General features: G+C 61.1%; 18 protein-coding genes and 2 pseudogenes. 3 read left to right on the top strand and 17 right to left on the bottom strand.

Annotated elements, in window-relative coordinates; translation table 11 throughout:
- Nucleotides 1-5 precede the first annotated feature (5 nt).
- A pseudogene (locus tag GFM02_RS34305) lies at nucleotides 6-158 on the bottom strand (MFS transporter); the annotation flags it as partial.
- Nucleotides 159-234: 76 nt separating this feature from the next.
- Nucleotides 235-954 (bottom strand): helix-turn-helix domain-containing protein, encoded by a 720-nt coding sequence (locus tag GFM02_RS34300; RefSeq protein WP_168324174.1) that lies wholly within the window; start codon nucleotides 952-954, stop codon nucleotides 235-237.
- A gap of 132 nt (nucleotides 955-1,086) precedes the next feature.
- On the opposite strand from GFM02_RS34300, the gene GFM02_RS34295 reads away from it, so the two are divergent.
- Nucleotides 1,087-1,332 carry a DUF6894 family protein gene (locus GFM02_RS34295; RefSeq protein ID WP_168324173.1) on the top strand — a complete coding sequence of 82 codons (246 nt, stop codon included), beginning with the start codon at nucleotides 1,087-1,089 and terminating at the stop codon, nucleotides 1,330-1,332.
- Nucleotides 1,333-1,641: 309 nt separating this feature from the next.
- Here the strand turns inward: GFM02_RS34295 and GFM02_RS34290 are convergent, their stop codons facing one another.
- The 14 genes and pseudogenes from GFM02_RS34290 to dnaG all read right to left on the bottom strand — a co-directional run bounded on the left by GFM02_RS34290 (nucleotide 1,642) and on the right by dnaG (nucleotide 17,666).
- Nucleotides 1,642-2,040: a DUF427 domain-containing protein gene (locus tag GFM02_RS34290; RefSeq protein WP_168272160.1), complete on the bottom strand. Its 399-nt coding sequence runs from the start codon at nucleotides 2,038-2,040 to the stop codon at nucleotides 1,642-1,644.
- A gap of 97 nt (nucleotides 2,041-2,137) precedes the next feature.
- A complete protein-coding gene (locus GFM02_RS34285) occupies nucleotides 2,138-2,830 on the bottom strand; it encodes a B3/B4 domain-containing protein (protein ID WP_168324172.1) in 693 nt (230 codons plus the stop codon).
- A 3-nt stretch (nucleotides 2,831-2,833) separates the two neighbouring features.
- Nucleotides 2,834-3,730, bottom strand: coding sequence for a DMT family transporter (locus GFM02_RS34280; protein WP_168324171.1), 897 nt, complete (start codon nucleotides 3,728-3,730; stop codon nucleotides 2,834-2,836).
- 349 nt (nucleotides 3,731-4,079) lie between these two features.
- Nucleotides 4,080-4,886, bottom strand: a complete 807-nt coding sequence (locus GFM02_RS34275; RefSeq protein ID WP_168324170.1) for a helix-turn-helix transcriptional regulator — start codon at nucleotides 4,884-4,886, stop codon at nucleotides 4,080-4,082.
- 79 nt (nucleotides 4,887-4,965) lie between these two features.
- Nucleotides 4,966-5,762, bottom strand: a pseudogene (locus GFM02_RS34270) (APH(3') family aminoglycoside O-phosphotransferase).
- 106 nt (nucleotides 5,763-5,868) lie between these two features.
- On the bottom strand, nucleotides 5,869-6,030 hold the full coding sequence (locus tag GFM02_RS34265) for a hypothetical protein (protein ID WP_165503751.1): 162 nt from the start codon (nucleotides 6,028-6,030) through the stop codon (nucleotides 5,869-5,871).
- 85 nt (nucleotides 6,031-6,115) lie between these two features.
- A complete protein-coding gene (locus GFM02_RS34260; protein WP_168324169.1) occupies nucleotides 6,116-7,255 on the bottom strand; it encodes a DUF930 domain-containing protein in 1,140 nt (379 codons plus the stop codon).
- Nucleotides 7,256-7,375: 120 nt separating this feature from the next.
- Nucleotides 7,376-7,669 (bottom strand): GYD domain-containing protein, encoded by a 294-nt coding sequence (locus GFM02_RS34255; protein ID WP_020050986.1) that lies wholly within the window; start codon nucleotides 7,667-7,669, stop codon nucleotides 7,376-7,378.
- Nucleotides 7,670-7,988: 319 nt separating this feature from the next.
- On the bottom strand, nucleotides 7,989-10,046 hold the full coding sequence (gene rpoD, locus GFM02_RS34250; protein WP_017961411.1) for an RNA polymerase sigma factor RpoD: 2,058 nt from the start codon (nucleotides 10,044-10,046) through the stop codon (nucleotides 7,989-7,991).
- Between the two features lie 491 nt (nucleotides 10,047-10,537).
- Entirely contained in the window at nucleotides 10,538-11,575 is a 1,038-nt protein-coding gene (gene tdh / locus GFM02_RS34245; RefSeq protein ID WP_003541611.1) for an L-threonine 3-dehydrogenase, read from the bottom strand.
- Nucleotides 11,576-11,786: 211 nt separating this feature from the next.
- A complete protein-coding gene (locus GFM02_RS34240) occupies nucleotides 11,787-12,974 on the bottom strand; it encodes a glycine C-acetyltransferase (RefSeq protein ID WP_168324168.1) in 1,188 nt (395 codons plus the stop codon).
- 65 nt (nucleotides 12,975-13,039) lie between these two features.
- Nucleotides 13,040-13,768: a class I SAM-dependent methyltransferase gene (locus tag GFM02_RS34235; RefSeq protein WP_168324167.1), complete on the bottom strand. Its 729-nt coding sequence runs from the start codon at nucleotides 13,766-13,768 to the stop codon at nucleotides 13,040-13,042.
- 20 nt (nucleotides 13,769-13,788) lie between these two features.
- Entirely contained in the window at nucleotides 13,789-15,657 is a 1,869-nt protein-coding gene (gene recQ / locus GFM02_RS34230) for a DNA helicase RecQ (RefSeq protein ID WP_168324166.1), read from the bottom strand.
- Nucleotides 15,657-17,666, bottom strand: coding sequence for a DNA primase (gene dnaG / locus GFM02_RS34225; protein WP_168324165.1), 2,010 nt, complete (start codon nucleotides 17,664-17,666; stop codon nucleotides 15,657-15,659). Before dnaG ends, recQ begins: the two co-directional genes overlap by 1 nt.
- Before the next feature lie 670 nt (nucleotides 17,667-18,336).
- On the opposite strand from dnaG, the gene GFM02_RS34220 reads away from it, so the two are divergent.
- Nucleotides 18,337-19,227: a hypothetical protein gene (locus GFM02_RS34220; protein ID WP_168324164.1), complete on the top strand. Its 891-nt coding sequence runs from the start codon at nucleotides 18,337-18,339 to the stop codon at nucleotides 19,225-19,227.
- Between the two features lie 3 nt (nucleotides 19,228-19,230).
- Here the strand turns inward: GFM02_RS34220 and GFM02_RS34215 are convergent, their stop codons facing one another.
- Entirely contained in the window at nucleotides 19,231-19,686 is a 456-nt protein-coding gene (locus GFM02_RS34215) for a GatB/YqeY domain-containing protein (protein ID WP_168324163.1), read from the bottom strand.
- A 269-nt stretch (nucleotides 19,687-19,955) separates the two neighbouring features.
- Here GFM02_RS34215 and carA point away from each other — a divergent pair, with 269 nt between their 5' ends.
- Complete coding sequence (carA, locus tag GFM02_RS34210; protein ID WP_032986636.1) at nucleotides 19,956-21,161, top strand: glutamine-hydrolyzing carbamoyl-phosphate synthase small subunit; 1,206 nt, start codon at nucleotides 19,956-19,958, stop codon at nucleotides 21,159-21,161.
- Nucleotides 21,162-21,382 lie beyond the last annotated feature (221 nt).

Genomic DNA, 21,382 nt, shown 5'->3' with positions numbered 1-21,382 from the left:
ATACGCTAGCCCTGCAGCGTCTTGACCTTGGTGAGATCCGGGAAGAGCCGCATCCACAGGGCGACGACGACGATCGTGCCGAGCCCGCCGGTGGCGACCGGCCCGAGGGCTGCCGCCATCATGCCGGATTCAAATTCGCCGAGCTGGTTGGAGGTGCTGGAATAGATGGCTTGTCAATCGGAATGAGCTGCCGTCACCGGATTGTGCCATGCCTCGGCCCGCCTCGCACAACCTTTAGCGCGGCTCCCTGGAGATGCTGAAATAACCGGGATCGAATTCGGCGATTTCCTGCAGACGTTCCCAGTCAACGATGGTGATCGTCCGGTTCTCCCAGGTGAACACGCCCTCGCGCTTGAGCGCCTGCAGCGTCTTGTTGAGGTGGACGACCGAGACGCCGAGCACGTCGGCCATCTCGATCTGCGTCAACGGAAACTGGAAGCTTGCGCCCCGCGTCCGCTTCACCACCTGCAGCCGCACGAAGAGTTCGCAGACGAGGTGAGCGATATGGGCGCGCTTGGAACGCCGGCCCATGGCAACGATCCACTCGCGGTGGATCGCGCTGTCGACCAGCGTATCGAGCCAGAGCAGCCGGGTCAGATGCGGCATGCCTTCGGTGATCGCCTTGAGATCGGCATGATCGGCGAAAGCCACATGACAGGACGACATCGCAACGACGCCATGATCCATCTTCTTGATTGGGAAAGCGTGCAGATCGACAAAATCGCCAGCGACGTGGCGCGCGGTGATCTGGCGACTGCCATCGGCCATCACTTTGTAGCGCGCCGCAAAACCGTCGAGCAACAGCGTGCTGTAGCCCGGCCGGCTTCCTTCGGAGACGAGATCCTCCCCGGCTGCAAAATACCTGTCCTTGACGATGATCGCTCTGAGATGGCTTTCCTCTTCGGTCGACAGCAGATCGCGGCTTCCAAGGTTGAGCAGCAGGGATTCAATCACGGGCTTGTCAGCCGATATCGAAAAAATTCCGGACCATTTCGGTGCGACCTATATTTTCTTTAAGAATCAATGCCTAGCCTCGGAACAATTGTCTTCATCTGTGATTTCTCCCTGTGACGCGCAGGAAAAAACATGGCTCGCTACTATTTCGATCTACACAACGGCGAAGGTCCCACGCGCGACGAGCACGGCACCGAGCTCAGATCTCGTGAAGACATTCCGAAAGAGGTGACCCGCATCCTGCTGGATGTGGCCCGTGACGAACTGCCCGCGGGTGATCGCATGACGATCGCCGTGACCGTTCGCAACGAGAAGGGCGATCCTGTCACGATTGCCAGTCTCATCTTCAGCAATGAATGGCTCGACGTCTTACGATAGCGGCCGCCGTTTAAGGGCTGCCGCCGCTCACACAAACGCATCAATCCAACTCGGTCGATTGTGATGCAACGCTAAGACCCGCCGTCATGGCCGGCAATTAAATTTGACATAGTCTTTCGATTGCTTCGGCTCGATCGGGCTATTCAAGGCAGGCACGCCTACGCGGCTATTTCGAAATTTCTTCCCCGGCGCCATCCCGATCGAAAAGCTGAAAGTAGAATTTCGGCACGACTTATCCCCCGCTAGATCACCCTAACGGTCCCGTGGCGAACATGTTCCGCCGCAACGGCTTCGATGTCATGCGCAGCGTCAGAAGGCGCCGGCTTCCGGAGAGGCCATTTCCTCTATGCCGTCGACGCGGTCGGGATAGAAGGCGAGATGGTCCTTGATGCTGCTGACCGCGGCATTCGGCGCCTCGTAGGTCCAGACGGCATTCTTCGAGCGCTCGCCGCCCGGAATGATGCTGTAATAGGAGGCGTCACCCTTATAGGGGCAATGGCTGCTATGCTCGGTGCGTTGAAGCAGCGACATGTCCACATCCTTGCGCGGAATATATTGCACCGGCGGATAGGAGGCCTCGCACAGCGTCAGCGCATCGTGCGTATCGGCAACCGTCTTGCCGCCGAGCGTGACGACGACACGGGAGGGATTGTGCTCGACGGTGATCGGATGATCCGGCCCCGGAATCTTGATCGACTTGTCTGACATCGGGTTCGTCTCCAGAAGCTATCGATCGCATAAAGATAGGGCGGGCATGCGGCCAACCCAAGGCCCGGAACACCACCTTTGCTGAAGTCTCGCTCCCTTAGAATTCGAAACGCGGTGATACCGGACTGAGTATCGCCGTTTTCGCCACCACCGGCCAGTGACGTACAAGCGCATCCGCAGCTGTTTCGACCAGGCGGGCGATGTCGTCGCCGGCCGAGACGTGCAGGGCCTCGACAACGATCAGCACCGAGCGCGTCGTCTCCCGCACCGCCGAAAGCCCGCTCTGCCGGTTCGTCCAACGCCGCGCATGCGCCCTGTCCTCACTGTCTGCAAAGATCACCTCGTTCGCCTCCGGATGCTCGATTTCGCCGGCGAAAGTCAGATAGGTCTCGTCACCCTTGGCTCGCCGGACTTCGAGATCGCCAGCGATCTTTTCGGTGTCGAAGACGGCGATCGGAATGGCGAAGGCGAGTGAAATCGCATTGCAGAGATCAACGAGCGGATGCAGGCGCGGCAGTGCGTGCTCCTGGCGGAAACGGCGCAGCAGCGCCTCGGAAGCGCAGCGATATTGCGTCGGCTTCAGCCCCATGCGGGAAAAGCCGCGACGCCAGGCCTGGATTTCGGGGAATTCGCCTTCCTGCGCTTTGGCCAGCCGGGCCTCGGCGATCGCGCTGAAATCTGCGATCCCCGCCTCGACATCGGCATCCGCATGGATGCCTTCCGCATGGAGCGCGCCGGCGCGAAGCTCCGGAAAGGCCTGCCATATGGCATCGGAATGGCTGAACTGCATGATCTATCTCCCACCGACAAGTTTCACTGTGCGGCGTCCGGCAAAGGCAAGCCCGAGCAGGGCCGCAAGCACGCAGGCGATGCCGGCGATCTGGTTGAGCCCGACCGGCTCGCCAAGGATGACGAAGGCAAGCATGACGGCGGAAACCGGAGCCAGCGCGGTGAAGAGCGCGGCTTCCGTGCCGCTCACCCTCTCCGCCCCCGCATACCACAGCAGAAATCCGCCGACAGTCGGCACCAGCGCATAATAGACGACGGCGGCGACAGCGCTTGCCGAAATACCATCTGCGGAAGGCGCTTCAAAAACAGCCGGGATGGCGGCAACGATGAAGCCGATGCCGGCCATCAGCGTCGACAGGGCAAGCGGCGCAACCTCCGTCTTCAGTCTTTTGTTCAGCAGGATGAATAGCCCTTCGCAGACGACGGCCAAGAAGATCAGTGCATTGCCGGAGACCGACCCTCCGGCCGCATCCGGCGTGAAGGCGATCGACAGCACGCCTGCCGTTGCAAGCGCCACCGCGAGAAGCAGGGCGCGCTGCGGCCGTTCGCGCAGCAGCACGATGGAGATTGCCGCCGACACCACAGGCAGCGTGCCGATGATGACGCCGGCATCGGCCGCCGAGGTCAGGCTGAGGCCGGAGATCAGCAGCGTCGTATAACCGACGCTGCCGGCCCCGGCCTGAATGATGAGGATGAGGCGGTCATGCCGGGAAAACCTCGGCAGCCGCGCGCCGGTGGCCCACATCAGCAGGAGAAGGACAGGAAAGGCGATGGCGAAGCGCAGTGCGGTGGCGCTGAACGGCGGCAGACCCGAAGCGATGAGTTTGCTGGCGACGACCGTGCTTCCCACAGTCAGCATCGCCGGCGCTAGATAGATATAACCTTGAACCTGCCTCGACATTCAGCGTCTCCTGTTGGATGCGCCGAGAAAACAGCAGGAGCCTGTCGGGGTCTTGAACGAAATTGCAGGCATAAAACAAAGAACTAAAGCGCGGCGGCCAGCCCCGTCCTTCGAGGCCCCTTACGGGGCACCTCAGGATGAGGCTGGAGAGCCCGCGGCACCCACGATCAGCCCTCATCCTGAGGCGCGCAGGCTGCAGGCCGGAGCCTCGAAGGACGAGGGCGGGTGGCTGTACCTAAGGCACGGAGGACTGATCTCTCCATCACCTACCCTACGTCCTGCTGATCGAAACTCCGCCCATCCGCCAGCATCGCCGTGCCGGTGACGAAGCTCGACAGGCCGACACCGCTCAGAGAAAGGCGCCGGCATAGAGACGCGGCGACAGACCATATTTGCGCACGAAGACGCGCGTCATGTGGCTCTGGTCGGCAAAGCCGCTGGCAAAGGCCGCTTCCGCAAGCGGCATGCCCTGAGCGATCAGCCGGCGGGCAATGTGGATGCGGGCCTGGACGAGATAGGCATGCGGGGTCAATCCTGTCACCTTGGTAAAACCGCGCAGCACCTGAAAGCGGCTGAGCCCACTTTCCCTGGAGAGATCGGCGAGCGAGACGGCGGCAAGCGGATCGTCGTCGATCAGGTCTCGGGCCGCGCGGATCGACGCCGGCACCGGTGGCCGCTCTTCGGTATCACAGCGCTCCCGCATGACATCGGCGACGAGCTGCAGAAGCAGTTCCTCGCGAAGCAACTCCGCCGCCGCCCTAGCGCCGGTCACCGCGCCAAACAGCACTTCGAAGCGGGCGGCGATCGCCGCATTGCGAATGACGGGATGCGGGATTTCCGACCGCGCCGCGCCGCTTTCGCTGATCTCTCGCGACAGACCGGTGACGATGGTCGGATCGAAATAGAGGATACGCCACGATCGCCCCTCTCCGATCGGCGCCCCGTCATGCACCTCGTTTGGATTGACCGTGATGATGTCGCCGGCCTCAGCCTCCACCATGCCGCGGCCGCTGAGCGACGACTGCGCACCGGCGGACATCAAGCCGATGCCGAACTGCTCATGCGTATGCCGGGCGAAGCTGTGATGCGTTTCCGCCTCCACCGCTTCGACGCCTGATAGCGCCGAGCGCAACATCCTGAACTGGTTTTTCGCCATCGTTCGTCCGCAGATCTGATCGCCGGATACTCTGCCAGCCACAGTGAGATGACGCAATCATTGCAGCTAAGATGCCTGCCTAGAAGAACTCGTCGAGCAGCTGATAATAATCGAGTCTTGCCGGATCCGTGGCCGGCATGCCGTAGCGATCAAGGAAGGGCTGCACCAGCGCGTCGCCGAAATTGGCTGCGATGCTCCGGCAGGCGAGCGCGATATCCTGATAGCGGTCGGCGACGCCGAGACGACTGCAGTCGATATAGCCGGAGAAGCCGTCTTCCGAAGCGATGAAATTCGGCAGACAGGCATCACCATGGGTAACGACGAGATCCTCGTGGCCAGGCCTCCCGCTTTCGAGTTCGGCAAACAGAGCCCCCGCACTCTTTCCAAGCCGCGTCTCATCGAAATCGGTCTCGTCGACGATGCCGGCTTGCATCCGCGTTTTGCGGCCGCGATACGCGCCTCCAGTCGATGGTCGAACGGGCAGGATGCGATCGGCAGGCGATGCAGGTCAAGAAGGGCTGCAGCCAGCAGCTCAACCCGCGCAAGCGGCGTCAGCACTGATGCACTGGCGAGATCACTCCCGGGCAGCGCGTTGATCAGCAACCGGTTGCGCGCACCGTCGCTATCCTCTGCAATGATATCGGGACAGAGCAGACCGGAAGCCTTGATCCAGCGAAGCCTGGCGGCTTCGTCAGCGAGTTCGCCAAAAGGACCAGCCTCTTCGACTTTCAGATAAAGCGTAGGCAATCCAAGAGCTTTCAGCCGAAAAACGCTCGCGGCGGAGCGGCCGAGCGCATCGCGTTCGAACCGATAACCGGCCAGACGGGCATCAAGCGCGCCCGCCGACGGCGGTTGATCCTCTCGGAAAATCGACATGATATCTAGGCCATTGATGCTGGCGCATTATCCCGACAGGGCGGGACAACACAAGCGGCGCGATCGGTCAGCACACATTGGCAGACTGAGTGAGCCCTCTGCGACCTCAATGAACGGTTTCGGCGGGTGCGGCTTCGAGAAGGATTTCGAAAGCCTCTTCCAGAGCAGCCACCAGAATATCGGTCAGCTCATCGCCCTTGTTTTCCAGGAACAGCGCGCTCACGGCTTCGTCCTGATGCTCAAAAAAATGCTCGATCTCGTTCGACATATCATCTGCCCTCTTCTTCACCGGAATCATCACGGCCATGAAAAGAGGCTAGGTGCGGTTCCTTGCGCGTGGCTTGTAGCGAAGCTCACCGATGCTCCGCGTCGCCGTCTGGATAGTGATAGCGCGCCCACTCACTTTTGGGGATTACATTCCCGACACCAAATTCAAACGATACAATCTTCGTCGCGTTGTCATTCACTTCGCAACTGAACGCCAATTGGCGCAACTTCTGACCGTCATAGAACGCGCTTCCCCTAAGCGTGAGGAAATTGCCATTCGGGAGCTCGTATTGAGGCACCTCGATAATATTGGGATCATATGCCGCAGATGAATGAAGGAGCTGTTCCCTAAGCTCGCTCCAGCAAAGCTGACCACCTCGCGTTTGACGCGGCAAGTTATTCATCGCCGTCTTGACCGTGTGGTCTGAAACAAACTTGTCGGTAAACAGCGTCTTCGCTTTCGTGAGCTTGTTCGATTCCTTGGCCTCAGCGTCTGATGGCGTTGAGGAGGTTACGGCGCTTGAATCCGTTGGCGGCACTGCCTGCTCGAAATTCGTCTTTGCCTCGTCCTGTCCTGCGGCAGCCGGCCCGTTCTTTTCCGGATTGGCCTCAGCAGTCTCTATCTCGGGAAGTTCGATATCCTGCGGCAGCGGATTCGTGGCAGGCATAGTCTCCGTAACCTCCGGTTTTTGAAGTTGCGGCGATTCTACAGGCGGCGTTTCTTCGGGTTTTGCCTCAACGACCGGCGGTTTTGGCGCTTCCGGCTGCTGCGGTCTACCCCGCTCGCTTTGTTCCGGCGCTGAATCCTTCTCGGCAAATTCGAAGACCGGGCGAGCGACACGTTGTGGCTGGGGAGCGACGGGCGCTTCCGGCAGCTTCGCAGCTTTTGGAGGCGGCGGTGGCGGCGGCGGCGGTTCCTTCTTGGCCTCCTCCGGCGGCTTCGCCTCCGGTGGCTTTTCCTCGGGCTTGGGCTCCGGCTTTTTCTCCTCCGGCGGCGGAACGAGCTCCACTTTCACACTCTCGTCTTCGGCAGGTTTCGGCTCGATCTTCGGCAGCCCGAAAATGAGAAGAGCAACGATAGGAATGTGCGCAACAACGGACGCGACGACGCCCCAGCGGATTTCAGGCCGCTGCTTTCCCGTTTCGTGCTGCGCTTCCGCCGGTTCTACGTCTTCTTCTGTCACAGCAGCGATGTGGCCTCTAAAGCCGGCAGCATCAAGCCACAAAAGAAAAAAATCGCGTGATCGAGCAGCGATGAAAGTTATTGGTCGGCCGCGCCATCGTCGGCCACCTGCCAGCGCAACAAGTGCTCCGCAACCTTCAAGATCGACGATCGCCGGCTCCGGCTACCCGAGCGAGCCGATCAGATCCCGATAGGCGGCCTCCGGGAATGCCTTCAGCGTCTCCGTGCGGACATTGCCGCCCATCGCCAGCGAGAGGGTAAAATGCGCCATGACGGCGTCGTCAGGCGCCTCGCAGACGGCGACCATGTCGTGCCCGCCCATCGTCAAATAGAACTGGTTGAAGGAGCCGCCGACGCCGGTGAGCAATTTCTTCGCGGCGTCGAGCCGTTTCGCCGAGTCGCGGACATTGCGGATGCCCTGATCCGTCCAATTGATCAAAAGAATGTAAGTGGTCATGTCGCACCTCCCAGAGCATGGTGCCGAAAAGTGTCAGCGGTTTCGGACAGCGTCATGCTCTATTTCTTTGATGTGGATCCGGATTCAGATTTCAGGCCCGTCAGGTCTGAATCATCCGGATCTAACGGAGGATTGATTCATCCAGGCACACGTCAGTGCTCGCTCGCGCGTTGCGATCGATGCCTTCCCCCGTGGCCGGATTATAGGCTTGTCACCATGGAGGGACAAGAAAGATGCCGGGATCATTGGAATTAATCACAAAAGCAAAAGCCGGGCATGAAGCCCGGCTTTTCCAATGAGAACGGCGTCGTCGAAGTTCTTAGCTGTCGAGGAAGCTTCTCAGCTTTCTGGAGCGGCTCGGATGCTTCAGCTTGCGTAGCGCCTTCGCCTCGATCTGGCGGATACGTTCGCGGGTGACCGAGAACTGCTGGCCGACTTCTTCAAGCGTATGGTCGGTGTTCATGCCGATGCCGAAGCGCATGCGCAGAACACGTTCCTCGCGCGGCGTCAGCGAGGCGAGAACGCGCGTCGTCGTCTCGCGCAGGTTCGCCTGGATGGCGGCGTCGATCGGCAGCAGCGCATTCTTGTCCTCGATGAAATCGCCGAGATGCGAATCCTCTTCGTCGCCCACCGGGGTTTCGAGCGAGATCGGCTCCTTGGCGATCTTCAGGACCTTGCGGACCTTTTCGAGCGGCATGGCGAGCTTTTCGGCCAGTTCTTCCGGTGTCGGCTCGCGGCCGATCTCGTGCAGCATCTGGCGCGATGTGCGGACGATCTTGTTGATCGTCTCGATCATGTGCACCGGAATGCGGATCGTGCGGGCCTGGTCGGCGATCGAACGGGTGATCGCCTGACGGATCCACCATGTCGCATAGGTCGAGAACTTGTAGCCGCGGCGGTATTCGAACTTGTCGACCGCTTTCATCAGGCCGATATTGCCTTCCTGAATGAGGTCGAGGAACTGCAGACCGCGGTTCGTATACTTCTTGGCGATGGAGATGACGAGGCGAAGGTTCGCTTCGACCATTTCCTTCTTGGCGATACGCGCTTCGCGCTCGCCCTTCTGCACCATATGGACGATGCGGCGGAATTCCGAGATCGAGATGCCGGTTTCGGTCGCCAGATTCTGGATTTCCTGGCGGATATCGCGGATCGTCGTGTTTTCGCCCCTGGCGAATTCCTTCCAGCCGCGGGCGGCCAGATTGCCGATCGACTTCATCCAGTTCGGATCGAGTTCGGCGCCCTGGTACTGCTCCAGGAAGGAGTCGCGCTTGACGCCGTAGGATTCGGCCAGACGCAGCAGGCGGCCCTCGTTGGAAACGAGGCGCTTGTTGATGTCGTAGAGCTGCTCGACGAGGGCGTCGATGCGGTTCTGGTTCAAGGACAGAGACTTGACGGCCTTGATGAGCTCATCTTTGAGTTCCTTGTAACGGCGCTCCTGGGCGGTGGAAAGCGTGCCGGAAGCCGACAGCCGCTGCTCGACCTGCTGGTCCTGCAGCTTGCGCAGCTTCTTGTAGGTCTCGGCGATCGTATCGAGCGTCTCCATCACCTGCGGGCGAAGCTCGGCTTCCATCGCCGCCAGCGAAAGATTGGACTCGTCCTCGTCCTCTTCCTCCTCCTCGGGAGGCAGGCCTTCGCCGCCGACATCGGTGATGTCGTCGTCGCCGGAGCGGGCGCGACGGGTCTTTTCCTTCTCTTCTGCCAGCTTGCGATCGGCTTCGATCTTCTCCGGGCTCTGGAACTGCGGCGCAGCCTTGGCTTCAGGGCCGGAATAGGTGGTTTCGAGATCGATGATCTCGCGCAGCAGCGTCGTGCCCTCGTTGAGCTCGTCGCGCCAGATGATCAGCGCCTGGAAGGTCAGCGGGCTCTCGCAGAGACCCGCGATCATCGTCTCGCGGCCGGCCTCGATACGCTTGGCGATCGCGATTTCGCCCTCGCGGGAAAGAAGCTCCACCGAGCCCATCTCGCGCAGGTACATGCGAACCGGATCGTCGGTACGGTCGGTCGGTTCTTTTTTCTTGGCGGTCGCAAGCGCCGTGCCGCTCGAAGGCGCGAGTTCGCCGCCTTCGCTCTCCTCGTCGCCGCCGGCGTCGTCGTCATCGCTGCCGCCGGAAGCACCGGCTTCCTCGGCTTCCTCGTCTTCGATGACGTTGATGCCCATGTCGGACAGCATCGACATCGTGTCTTCGATCTGCTCGGATGTTACTTCTTCGGACGGCAGGACTGCGTTGAGCTCGTCCATGGTCACATAGCCGCGCTTCTTGGCGGCTTTGATCATCTTCTTGACCGCGTCGTCGGAAAGATCGAGAAGAGGGCCGTCGCTTGCGCTGTCGCGTTCGACTTCCGCGTCTTCGTTCTCTTTGACCTTGGTTGCCATTTATATCGTCGCCTTCCTGACGCTATCCAATCTCGCTACGGTGAACGGGCTGTCTCAGAGCCTGACGCGCCGCACGCGCCGCCCTCGAATCACCTTTGCCCACCTAACGGGATGACATTTAAAGCCTGATTAACCACGATTACCGGCACCGAACAGCAAAGCTTTCTTGCTTTTGGATTGCCGGCCATGGTTGCGCGATCCGCCTTGACCCAGTTCACCGTTTCAACAAGTCGAACGGTGATTCCCACATTTTTTGTTCTCGTCAAGCTTTTCCAGAAAAAAAGCGCACGAAACACCGGAAAAAGCCTTATCCACAGGCTTTGAACCGCGGCAGCGATTGCGAACCTTATTTAAGATGCCGTGAACAAAAGACAAGGGCAGTAAAGATTTTGCCCGCCGCGCAGCCTTATACGCAGGATTTTCTACCGGTTTTGCCGTCAAGCCGGCGGCATACCTGCCGGCCGGCACGACGGCGCAAAGCATTCACCTTCTCACATCCAGTCCATGACCACTTTGCCCGAGTTACCCGACCGCATCGCCTCGAAGCCGTCGCGAAAATCGTCGATGCCGATCCGGTGGGTGATGATGGGCGCGAGATCGAGGCCGCCCTGGACGAAGGCGATCATCTTGTACCAGGTCTCGAACATCTCGCGGCCGTAGATGCCCTTGAGATTGAGCATCTTGAAGATCACCTTGTTCCAGTCGATCTCGAAGCCCGCCGGCGCGATGCCGAGGATGGCGATCTTACCGCCATTGTTCATCTTGTCGATCATATCGCGGAAGGCAGGTGCGGCCCCCGACATTTCCAGCCCGACGTCGAATCCTTCCGTCATACCGATCGCCTTCATCACGTCGGCGAGGTTTTCCTTCGATGCGTCGACGACGTGATCGATGCCGAGCTTGCGCGCCAACTCCAGCCGGTGCGGATTGATATCGGTGATGACGACCTTGCGGGCGCCGGATCGCTTGGCGACGAGCGCGCCCATGATACCTATCGGCCCGGCACCGGTGACGAGCACATCCTCGCCGACGAGATCGAAGGAAAGCGCAGTGTGCACGGCATTGCCGAACGGATCGAAGATCGCGGCGATCTCGTCGGAAATATCATCCGGGATCGGCACGACATTGCTTTCGGGAATGCAGACGAACTCGCCGAACGAACCCGGCCGGTTGACGCCGACGCCGAGCGTATTTCGGCAGAGATGCCCCCTGCCCGCCCGGCAGTTGCGGCACTTGCCGCAGACGATATGCCCCTCGCCGGAGACCCGCTCGCCGATATGATAGCGGGTGACCGCTGAGCCGATCTCGGCGATCTCGCCGGAGAATTCATGGCCGACCACCATCGGTACCGGAATGGTCTTCTGCGCCCATTGGTCCCAGTTCCAGATATGCACGTCGGTGCCGCAGATCGCCGATTTCTTCACCCGGATCAGCACATCGTTCGGCCCGACCTCAGGCACCGGCACGTTTTCCATCCAGAGCCCGACCTCGGGTTTTGCCTTGACCAGCGCCTTCATCATGTTCGACATACTTGTCCCAACCCTTGCTTGGTGCTCGACTTCGCTACTCCCTCTTCTCCCCAGCGGGGAGAAGGTGCCCGATAGGGCGGATGAGGGGGCGGCACGGCACGCCGTCCAGATCAATTACCCTTCGCTCACGCTCAGGGTGTCGCTTCGCTCCGCCCCCTCATCTGTCCTGACGGACATCTTCTCCCCGCTGGGGAGAAGGGGGAAGCCAAACTCAAATCACACCCAATTCCCGCCCTGCCTCGGCAAAGGCCGCGATTGCCCGCTCCACATCCGCCCGCGAATGCGCCGCCGACATTTGCGTACGGATGCGGGCCTGCCCTTTTGGCACGACGGGGAAGGAGAAGCCGATCACATAGATCCCTTTCTTCAGCATCAGGCTTGCCATATCCTGAGCGAGCTTGGCATCATCAAGCATGACGGGAATGATCGGATGGCCTTCGCCGGCAAGCGTGAAGCCGAGCTTGGTCATTTCGGCGCGGAACAAATCGGCGTTGTCGGAAAGGCGCTTGCGCAGGGCATCACCGTTTTCGATGAGGTCGAACACCTTGAGCGAGGCGGCGGCGATGACGGGCGCCAGCGTGTTCGAAAACAGATAGGGCCGCGAGCGCTGCCGCAGCCACTCCACAACCTCGGCCTTCGCCGAAGTATAACCGCCCGAGGCGCCGCCGAGCGCCTTGCCGAGCGTGCCGGTGATGATGTCGATCCGGCCCTCGACGCCGCAATATTCCGGCGAACCGCGGCCATTCTTACCGACGAAGCCGACGGCATGGCTGTCATCGACCATGACCATCGCGCCGTATTTCTCGGCGAGATCGCAGACGCCGCCCAAATTGGCGATGATCCCGTCCATCGAGAAGACACCGTCGGTGGCGACCAACTTGAAGCGGCTGCCTTCGGCCTTCTTTAGCTCCTCTTCGAGCGCCGCCATGTCGTTGTTGGCGTAGCGGAAGCGCTTGGCCTTCGAAAGCCTGACGCCGTCGATGATGGAGGCATGGTTCAGCGCATCCGAGATGATCGCATCCTCGTCCGACAGCAGCGTTTCGAAGAGACCGCCATTGGCGTCGAAGCAGGAGGAATAGAGGATCGTGTCTTCCATGCCGAGGAAGGAGGAGATGCGCGCTTCGAGCTGCTTATGCTCTTCCTGCGTTCCGCAGATGAAGCGCACCGAGGCCATGCCGTAGCCGTATCGGTCGAGCGCCTGCTTGCCGGCCTCGGCCAGTTCCTCGTTGTCGGCAAGGCCGAGATAGTTGTTGGCGCAGAAATTCAGCACCCGCTCGCCGGTGGAAATCGCGATCTCGCCCGCCTGCTTGGAGCTGATGACGCGCTCGGATTTGTAGAGGCCGGCATCCTTCAGCGCCGAAATCTCGTTGCTGAGATGGGAGAGAAATTGCGAGGTCATGGACGGCCTTTCCCAGAGATTTCCTTTTGCCCGCCGGGTTAGCATATTGCCGCCGGCTTGTCTTCTCAGCGCTGAACCGCAATCAGCAGGAACATCGGTCGGTCCATCTCCTCCGCCCAATCCGGATTGTCGTGGAGCTCATCTTCGTTCGGGCTCCACTCCTCGACATGGCGAATGGCAAAACCGGCCGCGATCAAGGTGTTGAGCGTCGTGCCGAGCTTGCGGTGCTGCTTGACCACGCCCTTGGCGAGCCAGTCGGTGGTGCGCGGACCCTCGAGGGAATAGCGGTCGAGCGGCCAGATGCGCCGCCCCTCGGCATCGGCTGCCCAGGCGGGATTGGTCGGCGCCATGAAGATCGGATGCTCGATGGTGAAGACGAATTGCGAGACCGGCAAAAGCGCGCGATAGACCGTTGCGGCGAGACCGGCGAAATCCTCGATATAATGCAGCGCCAGCGAGCTGTAAGCGAAATCGAAGGAAGCTTGAGCAAGCGTGAGATGCTCGAGATCGGCGATCTCGTAGGTGATCGCTGCTTCCGCCGTATCGGCCCTCGCTCTGGCGATCATCTTTTCCGAGATGTCGAGCGCAAGCACGCTTGCAGCACCCTGGCTCACGGCAAAACGCGAAAACCAGCCGAAGCCGCAGCCGAGATCGACAACATGCTTGCCGGCAAGATCGGGCAGCAGCGCGCGCACCGCCGGCCACTCGGATGCTCCGTCGAGCCCATGCAAGGATCGCCTCATGCCGCTATATCCAGCGAAGAATTCCGGTCGGTCGTAAATATTCTGGGCCATCGGCGCTCCTCCCTTGCCGCTCAGCCGTTGTCCTGCGCCAGGATGATCTCCAGGAAAGCATCGCCGTAACGTTCGAGCTTCGCCTGCCCGACACCGGATATGGAGAGCAATTCCTTGCGGCTGCGAGGCCGCTCCGTGGCGAAGGCGATCAGCGTCGTATCAGGAAAGACGACATAGGGCGGTACGCCGAGCGATTTCGCGATCGCCATGCGCTCCGCCCGTAGCGCCTCGAAGAGACTGCCGTCGGCGCCCGATAGTCCCGATTTGCGCTCGCTGCGCTCCGCCTTCTTCGTACGCCGTTCCGAGGCCGGCCGGTCCTTGCGGAAGAACACCTGCCGCTCGTGCTTGAAGACGGAGCGCGCCTCCGGCTCCAGCTTCAGCGCCCCGAAGGCCTCGTGGTCGACGCGGATCAATCCCATGGCGAGCAACTGGCGGAAGACCGACTGCCAGACGCGTGCCGGAATATCCTTGCCGGCGCCGAAGACCGGCATTTCGGCATGGCCGAAACGTTCGGTCTTTTCGTTGACGTTGCCGAGGAGCACGTCGACGACATGGCCAGCGCCGAAACGTTCGCCGGTGCGATAGACGGCGGCCAGCGCCTTGATCGCCGCCTCCGTGCCCTCCCAGGTCTCGACCGGCTTCAGGCAGGTGTCGCAATTGCCGCATTGTCCGGCATGCGCCTCGCCGAAATGGGCAAGGATTGCCTGGCGGCGGCAGGAGGCGGTCTCGCAGATCGCGAGCAACGCATTGAGCTTGGCGCGTTCGACCCGTTTGATCTCCGTGGCAGCATTGCCCTCGTCGATCATCCGGCCGCGCTGGATGACGTCGGCCATGCCATAGGCCATCCAGACGTCGGACGGCAGACCGTCGCGGCCGGCGCGCCCAGTCTCCTGATAATAGGCTTCTACCGAGCCCGGCAGGTCGAGATGGGCGACATAACGCACGTTCGGTTTGTCGATGCCCATGCCGAAGGCGACGGTGGCGACCAGGCAAAGGTTTTCTTCTTTCAGGAAGGCATCCTGATTGGCGTCACGAACCGCCCTGTCCATGCCGGCATGGTAGGCACGCGCACGAATGCCCTGCCCGTTCAGCCATTCGGCCGTATCTTCGACCTTGGCGCGCGACAGGCAATAGACGATGCCGCTGTCGCCCTTGTGGCCGGACAGGAACCGCAGCAGCTGCTGGCGTGGCTGGTCGCGCTCAACGATCTCGTAGGCAATGTTCGGTCGGTCGAAACTGGTGGTGAAGATCTCGGCAGAATCCAAGCCCAGCCGCTCGATCATGTCGTCGCGCGTATGCGGATCGGCCGTCGCCGTCAGCGCCACCCTGGGCACGCCGGGATATTGCTCGCCGAGCCGCCCGAGTTCGCGATATTCCGGCCGGAAATCATGGCCCCATTGCGAGACGCAATGGGCCTCGTCAATCGCGAATAGCGCGATCTTCTCGTTGGCGATCAGCTCGCGGAACCCATCGGTCAAAATGCGCTCGGGCGTCACGTAGAGAAGGTTGAGCTGGCCCGCCGAAAGCGCGCGGCGAACCTCGACGAACTCCTCGCGCGACAGCGACGAGTTGAGTGCTGCGGCGCGGATGCCGAGCTGCTTCATCGCCTCCACCTGATCGCGCATCAGCGCGATCAGCGGCGAAACCACGATGCCGACGCCATCGCGGCAGAGCGCCGGGATCTGGAAGCACAGCGACTTGCCGGCGCCTGTGGGAAAGAGCACGACCGCATCGCCGCCGGAAACCACATGCTCGACCACCTGCTGCTGCTTGCCGCGGAAGGAGGAATAGCCGTAGACCTGCTTGAGGATATCGAGCGGCGAGCGGCCGGAAGAAAACAGCGCGCCGGAAGCGGAAAAGCCCGGTTCGTTTCGTTCGTTCAGCGACATCAGTGGTTCGCCGCCCCTTTGACGCGGCCGGAAAGCACGCCGAAGCCATCGATGATCGCCTCCTGGTTCTCAAGGCGCACCCCTTCGAAATGCACTTCCTGCTGCGCGCGCATCAGTTGAACGATCGCCTCGCCGTCACCGGCTTCGGTCGCCAGCGCGATCTCGCGCTCGAGCTCGATCTTCTGCCGGCGCAGCGCCTTCGCCCGCTTGTGGGAAGCCAGTGCCTGCCGGTATCCCTCACGCGCATCCTCCATCGCCGCCTCCTCGGTCGCGATCCACAGCCGGGCATTGCGCACCTGCTGGTCGAGGCTCTTGATGAGCGGGCCGAAGCCTTCGAATTCCAGCCTTTCGGTCAGATATTCGCGCGTCAGATGCGGGCCGGCGACGGCCGCGGCGGCTCCCAGCATCGCCGACCAGAGCCGCTGCAGCTCGCGGCTGTCATAGTCGATCGCGGCGATCTCGTCATAATCGTCGATCATCAGCGAGGGATGATTGACGACGGTCAGCGCCAGCACGCTTTCGCGCAGCGCCGTATTGTTCTGATGGCCGCGCACGGGGCCCGAGCGGGCGAGCCTTTCGGAAATGACGCTGGGGCTTTTCGGCCCGGCCTTGCCCGCATTGTCGCGGCCCGTCCGGTAATTGCCGTTGCCGTTGAAGCCGCCGCGGCGGTCGCCATTGTTGCGGTTCTGGAACTGCGGCTGGAAGAAAGCGTTCAGCCGATCGCGAATATCCTGCTGGTAGTGACGGCGGACATTCTCGTCGGCGATGACGGCGACCAGTTGCTTCAGCCGCGCCTCGAGCTCGGCGCGCGCCTCCGGCGTGTCGAACTTGCCGGTATTGACCTCCCGGCTCCACAGCATCTCGGAGAGCGGCTTTGCCTGGCTCATCACCTTGTCGAAGGGCGCCCGCCCGTCATCGCGCACCAGATCGTCGGGATCCTTGCCGTCGGGCAGAAGCGCGAAGCGAACGGAACGGCCGGGCTTCAGATGCGGCAACGCCAGTTCGGCGGCGCGATTGGCGGCGCGGATGCCGGCGCCGTCGCCGTCGAAGCAGAGCACCGGCTGCGGCACCATCTTCCAGAGCAGCTCGAGCTGGTTTTCGGTGAGCGCCGTGCCGAGCGGCGCAACGGCATTCTCGATGCCCGCCTGATAGAGCGCGATCACGTCCATATAACCTTCGACGGCGATGATGGTGCCGGTCGCATTGTCGTCCTGAGGATCGCCGCGGCCCGGCCCCTGGATCGCGCGCCGCGCACGGGCGAAATTATAAAGGACATTGCCCTTGTGAAAGAGCTCCGTCTCGTTGGAGTTCAGGTATTTCGCCGGCGCATCGGCCGACATGGCGCGGCCGCCGAAAGCGATCACCTTTTCCCGCGACGACAAGATCGGGAACATGATGCGGTCGCGGAAACGATCGTAGGAGACCGGCACGTTTTCATGGATGACCAGACCGCAGGCCTCGATCTGATCCTTGGAGACACCCTTGCCGGCGAGGAATTCCTTGAGCGCATTGCGACTGTCGGGCGCATAGCCGAGACGGAAGGTCTCGATGGTGCGCCCCGTCAATCCGCGGTCGCGCAGATAGGCGCGCGCCCTCGCCCCATTCGCCGTCTGCAACTGATCCTGGAAAAATTGTGTCGCCATTTCCATGACGTCGATCAGTGAACCGCGCTCCTTCTCGCGCTTCTCCATCACAGGATCGGCAAGCGGCATCGGCACGCCGGCCATATCGGCGATCTGCTGCACCGCCTCGGGGAAATTCAGGCCCTCCAGTTCGGTGAGAAAGCGGAAATGATCTCCGGTGACGCCGCAGCCGAAGCAATGATAACGGCCCTTTCGGTCCTCGCAGTGGAAGCTCGGCGATTTCTCGCCGTGGAACGGGCAGCAGGCCCAGTAATCGCCGCGCGACACATTGGTCTTGCGTTTGTCCCAGCTCACGCGGCGCGCAATCACGTTCGAAATCGGAACGCGGTCGCGAATATCATCGAGAAAGGTGTTGGAAAAGCGCATTTATACCTCTTGGCCACTCTCCATATAAGCTGCTTTTCCGCTCCATGCCACGAAACTTGTCATGAAAACCCACTATTCACAGGCTATGTGGCGGTCGTCGGCGGCTCCGGTTATCCAATCAACAACGCGTTATCGTCCCCTGCGACAGGGTGCGACATTATTGTCCCTTCGGAGCAGGAATTCCGCCGTCAGAAAAGCTTCCGCGAGAGCGTGGACCTCCAATAGAGTTGAGAAAAAATCTTTTGGAAACAATAGATTATCTCCTCAGGTGATTGCGCCTCATCATCCCTCGCGCCACCGCCCGAGAGTCCGCTTCGACGCCTCTCAAACCGCCGATTCCGGCAATTATTATTTTTTTGTAATTTGAATAAGCCGCCGCACCGCAATAGGTTCGATCTCAACAAAGCGATCCCCGAGCGAAGCACCATCCCTACCCCCGGCGCCGCTTCGCAAGGGTGCCTTTGCAAATACCCTCCGGCTTGGGCTTCGGCCCTGCGTGCCGGTGGAAGCAAAGAGCAAGAAGGCAGGAGCGCCCCCAGCTCCTGCCTTCTTAAATTTTGGCTCTCCTTGCAACAACTCTCCCTTTGAAATTAACCGCTTATTGACAAAACCGTTGACAGGCGGCGCCTGCATGAAAGATGTATGCGCCGAACTCCCTGGACCTCTCCAAATGGCTTTTACCGCGGATAATCTTGCAGCAGACGATCGCTTTCTCGCTGCTATCCTGCATTGCGCCGATCAGATGCTCGCCATCTATCGCGAGAGCCCGCGCATCGCCTCGATCTTCGCCGCGCAGCAGCGCTGGCTGATGGCCCATGCCGGCTTCGCGCTTCATTACGGTTATTCCGACGATGGGAAGAGCGGCGGCCTCTATTCCGGGCGCTTCATCGATTTTGCGGTCAGGAACGACATCGCCAGCCGCAACACGGCCGCGGCCTTCATGCAGGAAATGCTGGCCTATCGCTTCCTGCGACCGGTTCCCGGCCCCGATAAGCGCACACGTTACTTGGAGCCCACCGAAATCGCCGAGCAGCATTTCACCCGATGGCTCGTCGCCCATATGATGATCCTCGACAGCCTCGACGGCGGCGAGCGCGCCGATAAGATCACCGCCGACCCCTCGGCCATGATGGCAGCGATCCAGCCGCTGATCGCAAGGGCGATCATAGGAAGTGAAGCAGTCCGCAATCCGGGCGCCACCTTCAACCTCTTCAACTGGGCGAATTCCGGCGGGCTGGTGATGGACTACCTGATCTCGCGCCTTCCCGAATTTCCAAGGACGGCCGACCGCGTCGTGCTCGGCCCCCTGTCGCTCAGGGAAATCCGCGAACAGTTCATGATCTCCAACACCCATCTGAAGCGGCTTCTGGCGCAGGCAGCGACCATGCAGAGCATCGGCTGGACGGAACCCTCCCGCAAGGGCGACTTCTGGCTGTCGGGCCATTTCATCCGCGAATACTGGAATTATCAGGCGGCGAAATTCGCCATCATCGATGCCGCCGCCGAAGCGGCGCTCGGGCCTGCGGTCCGTGACGAACCGCAGGCAAGGCAAGTTATCTGACGCTTATCCGTTCAACAGTTCCTTGACGGTCGCCGACGCCTTGGCGAAATCCATCTGGCCGGCATAACGCTCCTTCAGCGCCGCCATCACCTTGCCCATGTCCTTGGCGCCGGCGGCACCCGTCTCGGCGATGATCGCCGAGACGTTGGCGCGCACTTCACCGTCCGAAAGCTGCTTCGGCATGAAATCCTGGATGACGGTGATTTCGGCGCGCTCCTTGGCGGCAAGCTCCGGCCGGGAATTCTCCTCGTAGATCTTGGCCGATTCGTCGCGCTGCTTCACCATCTTGGCGAGGATCTGCAGGATCTCGTCGTCGCTCGCCTGCTCCTTGCCGGTGCCGCGGTTGGCGATATCGCGGTCCTTGACCGCGGCCTGAATCAGCCGGACGGTGGACAGCCGCTCCGTATTCTTGGCCTTCATCGCCTCTTTCAGCTGGGTGGCGAGTTGATCGCGCAGCATGGTCTTCACTCCTGTTTTGATGCCGCTTCATAAACCACGCTGATGCGGGGGATCAAATAAATTGCGCGGTCAGTGCGATAAAGCGCAGGAAAACGGCAGCAATCTCGGCTACAAAGATTGACCGCAAGCGATTGCGTGGCTATTTACCGCCACCTGCACCAAAATTCGTGATCAGGCCTGAAGCGCGCGGCATTGCCGCGTCCACACGCCTGCGAAATCAAATGGCGACGAGCGCGACAACGCGCCCACCTGCCGGAAACGGGATGAAGATGACCGCGACAGCACCCTGGACAATCGAAAAGCCGACCGCCCTCCTCGTTCTTGCCGACGGCACGGTCATCGAAGGCAAGGGCATCGGCGCCACCGGCAAGGTGCCGGCCGAAGTGGTCTTCAACACAGCGCTCACCGGCTATGAGGAGATCCTGACGGACCCCTCCTATCTCGGCCAGATCGTCACCTTCACCTTCCCGCATATCGGCAATATCGGCACCAATGATGAAGACATCGAGGATCTGACGCCTGCCGCCCGCCATGGCGCTGTCGGCGTCATCTTCAAGGCCGACATCACTGAGCCCTCGAACTACCGCGCCGCCAAGCACCTCGACCAATGGCTCAAGGCCCGCGGCGTCATCGGTCTCTGCGGTATCGACACGCGCGCGCTGACCGCCTGGATCCGTGAGAACGGCGCTCCGAACGCGGTCATCGCCCACGATCCGAACGGTGTCTTCGATATCGAGACGCTGAAGGCCGAAGCCAAAGCCTGGAGCGGCCTCGAAGGTCTCGACCTCGCCAAGATCGCCTCGTCGGGCCAGTCCTCGCAATGGACCGAAACGCCGTGGGTGTGGAATGAAGGCTACGGTGAACTCCAGGCGACGGACGCGAAATACCACGTCGTCTGTCTCGATTACGGCGTCAAGCGCAACATCCTGCGCCTGTTTGCCGGCCTCGACTGCAAGGTGACTGTCGTGCCGGCAGCAACGAGCGCCGAAGACGTGCTCGCCATGCAGCCGGACGGCATCTTCCTGTCGAACGGCCCGGGCGATCCGGCGGCAACCGGCGACTATGCCGTGCCTGTGATCAAGACACTGATCAAGACCGATATCCCGGTCTTCGGCATCTGCCTCGGCCACCAGATGCTGGGCCTGGCACTCGGCGCGAAGACCGAGAAGATGCATCAGGGCCATCACGGCGCCAATCACCCCGTCAAGGATCATACGACCGGCAAGGTCGAGATCGTCTCGATGAACCACGGCTTCGCGGTCGACTCGAAGTCGCTGCCGGATGGCGTTGAAGAGACTCATATTTCGCTTTTCGACGGCACCAATTGCGGCCTGCGCGTCCTCGGCAAACAGGTCTTCTCGGTCCAGCACCATCCGGAAGCCTCTCCAGGCCCGCAGGACAGCCACTATCTCTTCCGTCGCTTCATCAACATGGTGCGTGAGAAGAAGGGCGAACCGGCGCTCGCCGAACGCTGATTTCAAGCAACACCGATTTCCGACCGCCAAGGTCGGCCTTTAACTTGTTGACAAACCTCACTCTTCGTCATCCTCGGCCCTGTGCCACTGCTGTCCGGTTTAAATTTAGTGGACATGGTGCACGGTGTTGATTCTACTCATGTTCGAGCGTTTGGCGACGTTCCCGGACACGAAAGAGGAGCAACACCGTGCGGCACGACAATAGCGTCTTTCATGATCTG

The sequence above is a fragment of the Rhizobium leguminosarum bv. viciae genome (genome assembly GCF_012276115.1).
Lineage (GTDB): Bacteria > Pseudomonadota > Alphaproteobacteria > Rhizobiales > Rhizobiaceae > Rhizobium > Rhizobium leguminosarum_T.
The sequence above is the reverse complement of the archived record's forward strand: the minus strand, read 5'-3'. Positions and strand labels throughout refer to the sequence as shown.

Excerpts from the sequence above, each read along its gene's own strand:
- GFM02_RS34215 (WP_168324163.1), bottom strand. The coding sequence starts at position 19,686 with ATGCTGCGCGATCAACTCGCCACCCAGCTGAAAGAGGCGATGAAGGCC.
- recQ (WP_168324166.1), bottom strand. The coding sequence starts at position 15,657 with ATGTCGCTGAACGAACGAAACGAACCGGGCTTTTCCGCTTCCGGCGCG.
- GFM02_RS34255 (WP_020050986.1), bottom strand. The coding sequence starts at position 7,669 with ATGACCACTTACATTCTTTTGATCAATTGGACGGATCAGGGCATCCGC.
- GFM02_RS34290 (WP_168272160.1), bottom strand. The coding sequence starts at position 2,040 with ATGTCAGACAAGTCGATCAAGATTCCGGGGCCGGATCATCCGATCACC.
- GFM02_RS34240 (WP_168324168.1), bottom strand. The coding sequence starts at position 12,974 with ATGACCTCGCAATTTCTCTCCCATCTCAGCAACGAGATTTCGGCGCTG.
- GFM02_RS34275 (WP_168324170.1), bottom strand. The coding sequence starts at position 4,886 with ATGGCGAAAAACCAGTTCAGGATGTTGCGCTCGGCGCTATCAGGCGTC.
- GFM02_RS34235 (WP_168324167.1), bottom strand. The coding sequence starts at position 13,768 with ATGGCCCAGAATATTTACGACCGACCGGAATTCTTCGCTGGATATAGC.
- GFM02_RS34295 (WP_168324173.1), top strand. The coding sequence starts at position 1,087 with ATGGCTCGCTACTATTTCGATCTACACAACGGCGAAGGTCCCACGCGC.
- GFM02_RS34265 (WP_165503751.1), bottom strand. The coding sequence starts at position 6,030 with ATGTCGAACGAGATCGAGCATTTTTTTGAGCATCAGGACGAAGCCGTG.
- GFM02_RS34285 (WP_168324172.1), bottom strand. The coding sequence starts at position 2,830 with ATGCAGTTCAGCCATTCCGATGCCATATGGCAGGCCTTTCCGGAGCTT.
- rpoD (WP_017961411.1), bottom strand. The coding sequence starts at position 10,046 with ATGGCAACCAAGGTCAAAGAGAACGAAGACGCGGAAGTCGAACGCGAC.
- carA (WP_032986636.1), top strand. The coding sequence starts at position 19,956 with ATGACCGCGACAGCACCCTGGACAATCGAAAAGCCGACCGCCCTCCTC.
- GFM02_RS34220 (WP_168324164.1), top strand. The coding sequence starts at position 18,337 with ATGGCTTTTACCGCGGATAATCTTGCAGCAGACGATCGCTTTCTCGCT.
- dnaG (WP_168324165.1), bottom strand. The coding sequence starts at position 17,666 with ATGCGCTTTTCCAACACCTTTCTCGATGATATTCGCGACCGCGTTCCG.
- tdh (WP_003541611.1), bottom strand. The coding sequence starts at position 11,575 with ATGTCGAACATGATGAAGGCGCTGGTCAAGGCAAAACCCGAGGTCGGG.
- GFM02_RS34280 (WP_168324171.1), bottom strand. The coding sequence starts at position 3,730 with ATGTCGAGGCAGGTTCAAGGTTATATCTATCTAGCGCCGGCGATGCTG.